The organism is Streptomyces sp. NPDC051041 (genome assembly GCF_044456065.1).
Taxonomy (GTDB): domain Bacteria; phylum Actinomycetota; class Actinomycetes; order Streptomycetales; family Streptomycetaceae; genus Streptomyces; species Streptomyces glaucus.
The window spans coordinates 112,139-122,465 of sequence record NZ_JBITFM010000001.1 but is presented as its reverse complement, the minus strand read 5'-3'; the positions used below and the strand labels follow the sequence as shown (position 1 = coordinate 122,465).

General features: G+C 70.5%; 9 protein-coding genes. 7 read left to right on the top strand and 2 right to left on the bottom strand.

Annotated elements, in window-relative coordinates:
• Positions 1-305 precede the first annotated feature (305 nt).
• On the bottom strand, positions 306-3,053 hold the full coding sequence (gene aceE, locus ACIBAI_RS00565) for a pyruvate dehydrogenase (acetyl-transferring), homodimeric type (RefSeq protein ID WP_399030206.1): 2,748 nt from the start codon (positions 3,051-3,053) through the stop codon (positions 306-308).
• Between the two features lie 429 nt (positions 3,054-3,482).
• Here aceE and ACIBAI_RS00560 point away from each other — a divergent pair, with 429 nt between their 5' ends.
• From ACIBAI_RS00560 to ACIBAI_RS00535, 6 genes are all read left to right on the top strand, one after another.
• Positions 3,483-3,920, top strand: coding sequence for a DUF3052 domain-containing protein (locus ACIBAI_RS00560; protein ID WP_344608695.1), 438 nt, complete (start codon positions 3,483-3,485; stop codon positions 3,918-3,920).
• Positions 3,921-4,079: 159 nt separating this feature from the next.
• Positions 4,080-4,538, top strand: coding sequence for a peroxiredoxin (locus tag ACIBAI_RS00555; protein WP_344608697.1), 459 nt, complete (start codon positions 4,080-4,082; stop codon positions 4,536-4,538).
• Positions 4,539-4,671: 133 nt separating this feature from the next.
• Positions 4,672-5,247 (top strand): TerD family protein, encoded by a 576-nt coding sequence (locus tag ACIBAI_RS00550; protein WP_399030205.1) that lies wholly within the window; start codon positions 4,672-4,674, stop codon positions 5,245-5,247.
• Between the two features lie 99 nt (positions 5,248-5,346).
• Positions 5,347-5,922: a TerD family protein gene (locus ACIBAI_RS00545; protein ID WP_399030204.1), complete on the top strand. Its 576-nt coding sequence runs from the start codon at positions 5,347-5,349 to the stop codon at positions 5,920-5,922.
• Between the two features lie 75 nt (positions 5,923-5,997).
• On the top strand, positions 5,998-7,143 hold the full coding sequence (locus tag ACIBAI_RS00540; RefSeq protein WP_399030203.1) for a DUF475 domain-containing protein: 1,146 nt from the start codon (positions 5,998-6,000) through the stop codon (positions 7,141-7,143).
• A gap of 187 nt (positions 7,144-7,330) precedes the next feature.
• On the top strand, positions 7,331-8,068 hold the full coding sequence (locus ACIBAI_RS00535) for a Tellurium resistance (protein WP_399030202.1): 738 nt from the start codon (positions 7,331-7,333) through the stop codon (positions 8,066-8,068).
• A 34-nt stretch (positions 8,069-8,102) separates the two neighbouring features.
• On the opposite strand, the gene ACIBAI_RS00530 is transcribed toward ACIBAI_RS00535, so the two are convergent.
• The gene (locus ACIBAI_RS00530) at positions 8,103-8,951 is read right to left on the bottom strand and encodes a TerD family protein (protein WP_399030201.1); all 849 of its coding nucleotides are present in this window, start codon (positions 8,949-8,951) and stop codon (positions 8,103-8,105) included.
• A 208-nt stretch (positions 8,952-9,159) separates the two neighbouring features.
• On the opposite strand from ACIBAI_RS00530, the gene ACIBAI_RS00525 reads away from it, so the two are divergent.
• Positions 9,160-10,326, top strand: a complete 1,167-nt coding sequence (locus ACIBAI_RS00525; RefSeq protein ID WP_399030200.1) for an HpcH/HpaI aldolase/citrate lyase family protein — start codon at positions 9,160-9,162, stop codon at positions 10,324-10,326.
• Position 10,327 lies beyond the last annotated feature (1 nt).

Genomic DNA, 10,327 nt, shown 5'->3' with positions numbered 1-10,327 from the left:
GGTTGTTCTGTGGGCGCCCCCCCCCCCGCGGGGTGGGGGGGGGGGGGGGGGGGGGGGGGGGGGGGGGGGGGGGGCGGCGCCCCGCCCCCGGCCGCGCGGTCCCGGCGCGCAGCCGCGCGAGCCGGGCCGGACGATCGGCCGCGGCGTAGGCGGCGGCGGAGGTCAGGGCCGGGGCGAAAAGCGGCCGCCGGGTGCGCTGCTCCCGGCGGGCTCGGGCCGGCCGCTGCCGCAGGGGCGCGCGGCGGGAAACGCGCGGGGGCGGACGGGCCCGCGGGCCCGCCCGCCCCCCGACGGCGGCGGACGCGTCACGCGTCGCCGCCCGCGACGCCCGGGTCGGCCGCCGCCACGTCCAGCAGCCGGTACCGGTCGATCGCCTGCTTCAGCGCCGAGCGGTCGACCTTGCCCTCCCGCGCCAGCTCGGTCAGCACCGCCACCACGATCGACTGGGCGTCGATGTGGAAGAAGCGCCGGGCCGCCCCGCGGGTGTCCGCGAACCCGAACCCGTCGGCGCCCAGCGACTGGTACGTCCCCGGCACCCACCGCGCGATCTGGTCGGGCACCGACCGCATCCAGTCGGACACGGCCACGAACGGCCCCTCGGCGCCGGACAGCTTCCGCGTCACGTACGGCACCCGCTGCTCCTCCTCCGGGTGCAGCAGGTTGTACTCCTCGCACGCCACGGCCTCGCGCCGCAGCTCGTTCCACGAGGTCGCCGACCACACGTCGGCCCGGACGTTCCACTCCTCGGCGAGGATCCGCTGCGCCTCGACGGCCCACGGCACCGCGACACCGGACGCCATGATCTGCGCCGGGACCGCGCCGGCCGTGCCCTCGCTGAACCGGTAGACGCCCTTGAGGATGCCCTCGACGTCCACCCCCGCGGGCTCGGCCGGGTGCTGGATCGGCTCGTTGTAGACGGTCAGGTAGTAGAAGACGTCCTCGCCGTGCGGATGCTCCTCGGAGCCGCCGTACATCCGCCGCAGCCCGTCCTGGACGATGTGCGCGATCTCGTAGCCGAAGGCGGGGTCGTACGCCACGCAGGCCGGGTTGGTCGAGGCCAGCAGCTGGGAGTGGCCGTCCGCGTGCTGCAACCCCTCACCGGTCAGGGTCGTCCGGCCGGCGGTCGCGCCCAGGACGAAACCGCGCGCCAGCTGGTCGGCCATCTGCCAGAACTGGTCGCCGGTGCGCTGGAAACCGAACATCGAGTAGAAGACGTAGACCGGGACGAGCGGCTCGCCGTGGGTGGCGTACGCCGAGCCCGCGGCGATCAGGGAGGCCGTGCAGCCGGCCTCCGAGATGCCGTCGTGCAGCATCTGCCCGTCCGGCGCCTCCTTGTAGGCGAGCAGCAGGTCGCGGTCCACCGCCTCGTACTGCTGGCCCAGCGGGTTGTAGATCTTCGCGCTCGGGAAGAAGGAGTCCATGCCGAACGTGCGGTACTCGTCCGGCGCGATCAGCACGAACCGCCTGCCGATCTCCTTGTCCCGCATGAGGTCCTTGAGCAGGCGCACGAAGGCCATGGTCGTCGCGATGGACTGCTGGCCCGAGCCCTTCTTCACGCTCGCGTACGTCTTGTCGCCGGGCAGGGGCAGCGGCTTCGACCGCACCACGCGCGTCGGCACGTACCCGCCGAGGCTCTTGCGGCGGTCGTGCATGTACTGGATCTCCTCCGAGTCCCGGCCCGGGTGGTAGTACGGCGGCGCGCCGGACTCCAGCTCCCGGTCGGAGATCGGCAGGTGCAGCCGGTCGCGGAAGCGCTTGAGGTCGTCGACCGTCAGCTTCTTCATCTGGTGTGTGGCGTTGCGGCCCTCGAAGTTCGGGCCCAGCGTCCAGCCCTTGACCGTCTTGGCCAGGATGACGGTCGGCTGGCCCTTGTGCTCCACGGCCGCCTTGTACGCCGCGTAGATCTTGCGGTGGTCGTGACCGCCGCGGCCCAGGTGCAGGATCTGGTCGTCGGTCAGGTGCTCGACCATCGCGCGCAGCCGGTGGTCGTCACCGAAGAAGTGCTCGCGGATGTACGCGCCGGACTCGGTGGCGTACGTCTGGAACTGCCCGTCCGGGGTGGTGTTCATCCTGTCGACCAGGATGCCGTCGCGGTCCTGCGCGAGCAGCGGGTCCCAGGTGCGGTCCCAGATCAGCTTGATCACGTTCCAGCCGGCGCCCCGGAAGACCGACTCCAGCTCCTGGATGATCTTGCCGTTGCCGCGCACCGGGCCGTCGAGGCGCTGGAGGTTGCAGTTGACGACGAAGGTGAGGTTGTCCAGGCCCTCGCGGGCGGCCAGGGTGAGCTGGCCCAGCGACTCCGGCTCGTCCATCTCGCCGTCGCCGAGGAACGCCCACACGTGCGACCTGGAGGTGTCGGCGATCCCGCGCGCGTGCAGGTAGCGGTTCATCCGCGCCTGGTAGATCGCGCCGATCGGGCCGAGCCCCATCGACACGGTCGGGAACTCCCAGAAGTCCGGCATCAGCCGCGGATGCGGGTACGACGACAGCCCGTACGGCGACTTCGACCGCTCCTGCCGGAAGCCGTCCAGGTGCCGCTCGGTGAGCCGGTCCAGCAGGAACGCGCGGGCGTAGATGCCCGGCGAGGCGTGCCCCTGGAAGAAGACCTGGTCGCCGCCGTCGCCCTCGTCCTTGCCGCGGAAGAAGTGGTTGAAGCCCACGTCGTACAGCGAGGCGGAGGAGGCGAAGGTGGCGATGTGACCGCCGACCCCGATGCCGGGCCGCTGCGCGCGCGAGACCATCACCGCCGCGTTCCAGCGCGTGGCGTTGAGGATCCTGCGCTCGATCTCCTCGTTGCCCGGGAAGAACGGCTCGCTCCTGGTGGGGATGGTGTTGACGTAGTCCGTGCTGCGCATCTCGGGCACGGCCACGCGCTTCTCGCGCGCCCGCTCGATCAGCCGCAGCATCAGATAGCGGGCCCGCTCCCGGCCGCGCGCGTCGACGGCGGCGTCGAGGGAGTCGAGCCACTCCTGGGTCTCCTCGGGATCGAAGTCAGGAACCTGACTCGGAAGGCCGCCAATGATGATCGGGTTGCGATCGGATCCGGAAGCCACGCTGTTCCTTACCTGTCGGAGGGCTGTCTGTGGGGAATGCGCCGAACGGGACGGACCGGGGACGCGGGGGGCGGTCGGGGACGTGGTGGACGCGGGGGATGCGGGCGGTTTCGTACGCCTGTGCCGCTCCCCATCGTGTACCTCGGGAGCCCGGACGTCATCTCTACCCGGAGGTAACGGCCGGCGTATCCGCGTACAGTTCCCCGGAGGGTTCCCAAACGTGCAAAGCGGGCAGAAAGGTGTGGTGTATGTCACCCCCTGCTGGGATGCTGTGCCTGGGGTTGCGGTGACACGGCCGGGATCGTCACCGTTTCGGCGGTCTGGACGGCCGGGTACTTGCGCGATCCGCCCCGCCCGTGTGGACTACGGCCAATGCTTCGCGCACGCGCGTGGCTGAGATATTCCCAAGACATGATCAGGAGGCAACCCGTGAGCGCGACCGCGGACCACGCGGAGGAGCGGACGAACCCTGCCGCCAGGCTGGGGTTCCAGCCCGGGCAGGTGGTCCAGGAGATCGGCTACGACGACGACGTCGATCAGGAGCTCCGCGAGGCCATCGAGGAAGTCATCGAGGGCGACCTGATGGACGAGGACTACGACGACGTGGCCGACGCCGTTGTGCTGTGGTTCCGTGACGACGACGGCGACCTGACGGATGCGCTGGTGGATGCCACCACGTACATCGAGGAGGGCGGCGCGATCCTGCTCCTCACGCCGAAGACCGGCCGTGCGGGGTACGTGGAGCCGAGCGACATCTCGGAAGCCGCCACGACGGCAGGGCTGACGGCGTCCAAGAGCGTCAGCGTGGGCAAGGACTGGAGCGGCAGCCGACTGGCGACGCCGAAGGCCGCCAAGTCCAAGCGGTGACCGTCCGGCGGGGGCGCCGCCCCCGCCCGTACCGGCCCGCGGGGCCCTCGTCGCACACCCCCGGACGGGCCGGGCACGCCCGGCCCGTCCGGGGTCTCGCGGTGCTCGCTGCGTAGGGTGGTGCCACCCGAACAGCCCACCGAAGGGAAGAGCAGGACGATGGCGATCCAGGTCGGCGAGAAGGCCCCCGACTTCGAGCTCAGGGACAACCACGGCGCGACCGTGCGGCTGTCCGACTTCCGCGGCGAGAAGAACGTGGTGCTGCTCTTCTACCCCTTCGCCTTCACCGGCGTCTGCACCGGTGAGCTCTGCGAGCTGCGTGACAACCTGCCGCAGTTCTCCGCCCGCGACACCCAGGTGCTCGCCGTCTCCAACGACTCCGTCCACACCCTGCGCGTCTTCGGCGAGCAGGAGGGCCTGGAGTACCCGCTGCTGTCCGACTTCTGGCCGCACGGCAACGTCTCGCGCGCCTACGGCGTCTTCGACGAGGACAAGGGTTGCGCCGTGCGCGGGACCTTCATCATCGACAAGGAGGGCGTCGTGCGGTGGACCGTCGTCAACGGCCTGCCGGACGCGCGCGACCTCGGCGAGTACGTGAAGGCGCTCGACGCCCTGTGATGCCGTCCGGCACCCCTTGAGCCGTCGGCTCCAGGGCCTGCGGGGGGCGGGAACCCGTCACTAGGATCGACTCGTTGATCCGACATCCGACGCACTACGGGGCTTCCCGCCCCCGGACATCAATGGAGGACTCGTGGGAGTCAGCCTCAGCAAGGGCGGCAACGTATCGCTGACCAAGGAGGCCCCGGGCCTGACCGCGGTCATCGTCGGTCTGGGGTGGGACGTCCGCACCACGACCGGCACCGACTTCGACCTCGACGCCAGCGCGCTGCTGCTGAACAACTCCGGCAAGGTCATCAGCGACCAGCACTTCATCTTCTTCAACAACCTCAAGAGCCCCGACGGCTCCGTCGAGCACACCGGAGACAACCTCACCGGTGAGGGCGAGGGCGACGACGAGCAGATCAAGGTCGACCTCGCCACGGTCCCGGCCGAGGTCGACAGGATCGTCTTCCCGGTCTCGATCTACGACGCCGAGAACCGCCAGCAGTCCTTCGGACAGGTGCGCAACGCGTTCATCCGCGTCGTCAACCAGGCCGGCGGTGCCGAGATCGCCCGGTACGACCTGAGCGAGGACGCCTCCACGGAGACCGCCATGGTCTTCGGCGAGCTGTACCGGCACGGCGCGGAGTGGAAGTTCCGCGCCATCGGCCAGGGCTACGCCTCGGGTCTGCGCGGCATCGCGCAGGACTTCGGCGTGAACGTCTGAGCCCTCGCCGGCTCCACGCGTCCGGCGCCGCACGGTTTGCGTGCGGCGCCGGACGCGCAGAAAGCCAGAGAAGCATCACCCAGGGGAGGGATCAGCACCATGGGCGTCACGCTCGCCAAGGGAGGCAACGTCTCCCTGTCCAAGGCCGCACCGGACCTCACACAGGTGATGATCGGGCTCGGCTGGGACGCGCGCTCCACCACCGGAGCCCCCTTCGACCTCGACGCCAGCGCCCTGGTGTGCGGCGGCGGCCGGGTGCTCGGCGACGAGTGGTTCGTCTTCTACAACCAGCTCAGGAGCCCGGACGGCTCCGTCGAGCACACCGGCGACAACCTCACCGGCGAGGGCGACGGCGACGACGAGTCCATCCTGGTCGACCTCTCCCGGGTGCCCGACCGGTGCGACCGGATCGTCTTCCCGGTCTCCATCCACCTCGCCGACGAACGCGGCCAGACCTTCGGCCAGGTCAGCAACGCCTTCATCCGCGTGGTGAACCAGGCCGACGGCCAGGAACTCGCCCGGTACGACCTGAGCGAGGACGCCTCCACGGAAACCGCCATGATCTTCGGCGAGGTCTACCGCCACCGCGGCGAGTGGAAGTTCCGAGCCGTGGGACAGGGGTACGCGTCGGGACTGCGAGGCATCGCTCTAGACTTCGGAGTCAACGTTTCGTAAAGCCGAGTACAGCGCGGGGGAGAACCTCTCCCAGACTTCGTCTGGGGGTGCCCCCAACAAGGGATTGGGTTGCCAGTGGTTCTGAAAACCTTCGGCTGGTCGTTCGCGGTCACCGCGCTCGGCCTCGTCGCGGCGGTCTTCTACGGGGGGTGGACCGCCTTCGGTATCGTGGCGATCCTGTCCGTCCTCGAGATCTCGCTGTCGTTCGACAACGCGGTGGTCAACGCCGGGATCCTGAAGAAGATGAGCGCCTTCTGGCAGAAGATCTTCCTCACGATCGGCATCCTGATCGCCGTCTTCGGCATGCGCCTGGTCTTCCCGGTCGTGATCGTCGCGATCAGCGCACAGCTCGGCCCGATCGAGGCCGTCGACCTGGCGCTGACCGACAAGGACCGCTACCAGGAACTGGTCACCGACGCCCACCCGGCGATCGCCGCCTTCGGCGGCATGTTCCTGCTGATGATCTTCCTGGACTTCCTCTTCGAGGACCGGGAGATCAAGTGGCTGACCTGGCTGGAGCGGCCGCTGGCCAAGCTCGGCAGGGTCGACATGCTGTCGGTGTGCATCGCGCTGATCGTCCTGCTGATCTCGTCGCTGACCTTCGCCACCCACGCCCACCAGCACGGCGGCGCGCACGTGGACAAGGCGGAGACGGTCCTGCTGGCCGGCATCGCGGGCCTGGTCACCTACCTGATCGTCGGTGGTCTGTCCGGCTTCTTCGAGGACAAGCTCGAGGAGGAGGAGGAGCGCGAGCACGAGGCCGAGGAGGAGGCCGCGCGCACCGGCAAGCCCAAGTCGGCGGTCGTCCTGGCGGGCAAGGCCGCGTTCTTCATGTTCCTCTACCTGGAGGTCCTGGACGCGTCCTTCTCCTTCGACGGCGTGATCGGCGCCTTCGCCATCACCAACGACATCGTCCTGATGGCCCTCGGCCTGGGCATCGGCGCCATGTACGTCCGGTCGCTGACCGTCTACCTGGTCCGCCAGGGCACCCTGGACGACTACGTCTACCTGGAGCACGGCGCGCACTACGCCATCGGCGCCCTAGCCGTGATCCTGCTGGTCACCATCCAGTACGAGATCAACGAGATCATCACCGGCCTGATCGGCGTCGTCCTGATCGGCGCCTCCTTCTGGTCCTCCGTCCTGCGCAACCGCCGGCTCGCGGCGGCCGGGGGAGGGTCCGGCTCGGACGAGAAGGCCGAGGTCTCCTCCGGCGTGTGACACGCGCGCGCACCCGGGCCCGGGTGCGCGCCCGTGGCGCCCGCCGCCGCGGGTGTGAACCGGGCCCCGGTGAGGAACGCTCTGGGCGGGGCGGCGTCGAGGACGACTCCTCGGCGCCGCCCCGCCGGTCGTCCAGGGCCGCGGGTCCGCCCGACCCGCGGCCCTCAACGTGAACGTGGGGGCGGGAATGGGCTTCTTGGACGGACTTCGGCGCGGACGCGGGACCGACTTCGACGCGGGCAGCGCGGCCGGCAACGCCATCGAACTGACCAAACGGCACGACCGGGTCTCGCTGACCAAGCAGAGCGCCGCCACCGGCCATCTGCGGATCAACCTGACCTGGCGGATGCGGACCTCCGACATCGGCGCCGCCCGGCGCGAGAGCCTGCTGCGGCACCCCCTCCGGGCGCTGAAGCCGCCGCAGGTCATGGGCCACACCCAGAGCGTGGTCAACGTCGACCTCGACCTGGGCTGCCTGTACGAGCTGCAGGACGGCACCAAGGGGGTCGTCCAGCCGCTCGGCGGCTACTTCGGCGACGTCAACTCCCCGCCGTACGTCAAGCTCAGCGGCGACGACCGGTTCGGCTCGGGGTCCGGGGAGACGATGTACGTCAACCTCGACCACCGCGAGGACATCAAGCGGCTGCTGGTCTTCGCCTACATCTACGACCAGACGCCGGCCTTCGACCGGGCCCACGCGATCGTCACGCTGTACCCCAGCAACGGGCCGCGCATCGAGATAGGCCTGGACGAGCGGCACCCGCAGGCGCGGTCCTGCGCCGTGGTGATGATCGAGAACGTGAAGGGGGAGATCGTCGTCCGGCGCGAGGTGAAGTTCGTGTACGGGTTCCAGGGCGAGCTGGACCGGCTGTACGGATGGGGCCTGCAGTGGGGGAGGGGCTACAAGACCAAGGTGGAGCGGTGACCGGCGCCGCCGTGGCCGCCGGCCCCCCGCCCCGTCAACGCCCGAGGAACTGCGGTCCCTGCGGCGGCAGCCGGAAGTCGGGGTCCGGCACCGCGGTGGCCGGCTGCGGATATCCGTACCCGGGCCGCGCCGTGGCGGCCGCCGGGGGGTAGCCGTACGCGGGCCGGCTCGTCGGGTGCGGGTAGCCGTACGCCGGCTGGGTCGCCGGAGGCTGCTGCGGATAGCCGTACGCCGGCTGGGACGGCTGGGCCGGGACCACCGCGGTCGGCTGTTCCGGCGGCAGCGGCTGGGAGACCTCGGACGCCGGCTGCGGTGGCGCGGACTCCTCCTGCGCGGCCGCCGACTCGTCCACCGAGATGCCGAAGTCGGTCGCCAGGCCCTCCAGCCCGTTGGTGTAGCCCTCGCCCAGCGCCCGGAACTTCCAGCCCTCCCCGCGCCGGTACAGCTCCCCGCAGATCAGCGCGGTCTCCTCGCCCGTCTCCGGCTTGACGTCGAAGTAGGCGAGCGGCTCGGCGTCGGCGGCGGACGCGTCGTACAGCAGGATGCGCAGGGCGCTCACGCGGTCGAAGGTGACGCCGTCCGCCGAGGCGACCAGCAGAACCCGGCCGACTTCGGACTCGACACCGGCCAGGTCTGTCTGGATCGTGTCGGTGAGGCCCTCGGCGACCCGCTTCTTGCCGAGCCGCCAGACCTTCCCGGAGGGGTGCCGGGGCTGGTTGTAGAAGACGAAGTCCTCGTCGGAACGCACACGACCGTCGGGGCCGAGGAGCAGCGCCGAGGCGTCGACGTCCGGGACCCCCTGCCCGGGCGTCCAGCGCAGCACGGCGCGCACCGTCGTGGCTTCCAGCGGGACGTTCGACCCCTTCAGCATCGCGTGCGTCATGCGGTCATCCTGCCCTCTCGGTCCTGGCCACGACAACGCGGGGGGCGAGGTTCCGGGCCGCGGGCCGAAGGGGTCGGCGGTTGCCGTCGACACAGCCGGGTTACCTGGAATTCATGCCTGACGGGAACCCCTGACATGCGCTTCTACGTACTATTACCGGCCACCTTTCGACAGCCCACCGGCCGCCCAGGCAGTACAGGGGAGCTTTATGCGTCATTTCGGGCACCTCGCCCCTGAGGTGCGGCAGCGCCTCTTCCACCGGGAGCCGGGCGAGTTCACCGCGGACTCGCCGGCCCGGCTGCTGTCCGCGGCCCTCGGAGCCACCCTCTACAGCCCGGCCACCCGGCCGCGGCTCGCCGACGACATCGTCAAGCAGGCCGGACGCGGCGTGGTCTCGATGGTGCTGTGCCTGGAGGACTCGATAGACGACGCGGACGTCGTGGCCGGCGAGGAGAACCTCGTCCGGCAGTTCGCCGACCTCGACGCGCGGGCCGGCGCCGACCTGCCGCTGCTGTTCGTCCGGGTCCGCACCCCCGAGCAGATCCCCGACCTGGTACGACGCCTCGGCCCCGCCGTGCGGCTGCTGTCCGGATTCGTCCTGCCGAAGTTCACCGAGGAACGCGGCATGCCCTTCCTGGAGGCGCTGGCCGGCGCCGAGGCCGACAGCGGGCGGCGGCTCTTCGCCATGCCTGTGCTGGAGTCGCCGGAGCTGCTCTACCGGGAGTCCCGCGTGGCGACCCTGGAGGGCATCTACCGCGCGGTCGACAAGTACCGCGACCGCGTGCTCGCGCTGCGCCTCGGCGTGACCGACTTCTGCTCCTCCTACGGCCTGCGCCGGGGCCCCGACATGACGGCGTACGACGTCCAGATCGTCGCCTCCGTGATCGCCGACGTGGTCAACATGCTCGGGCGGGCCGACGGCACCGGCTTCACGGTGACCGGGCCGGTGTGGGAGTACTTCCGGGTCCAGGAGCGCATGTTCAAGCCGCAGCTGCGGCAGAGCCCCTTCCTGGAGGTGCAGGCGGCCGAGCTGCGCCAGAAGCTGATCGAGCACGCCATGGACGGCCTGCTGCGGGAGATCTCCCTGGACCACGCCAACGGCCTGCTGGGCAAGACCTGCATCCACCCCTCGCACGTCCCGGCGGTGCACGCCCTGTCGGTGGTCAGCCACGAGGAGTACAGCGACGCCCAGGACATCCTGCGGCCCGAACGCGGCGGCGGAGGGGTGCTCAGGTCGGCGTACACGAACAAGATGAACGAGGTGAAGCCGCACCGCGCCTGGGCCGAGCGGACGCTGCTGCGCGCCGAGGCCTTCGGCGTGGCGAACCAGGACGTCGGCTTCGTGGAGCTGCTCGCCGCCGGCCTGCCCGACTGAA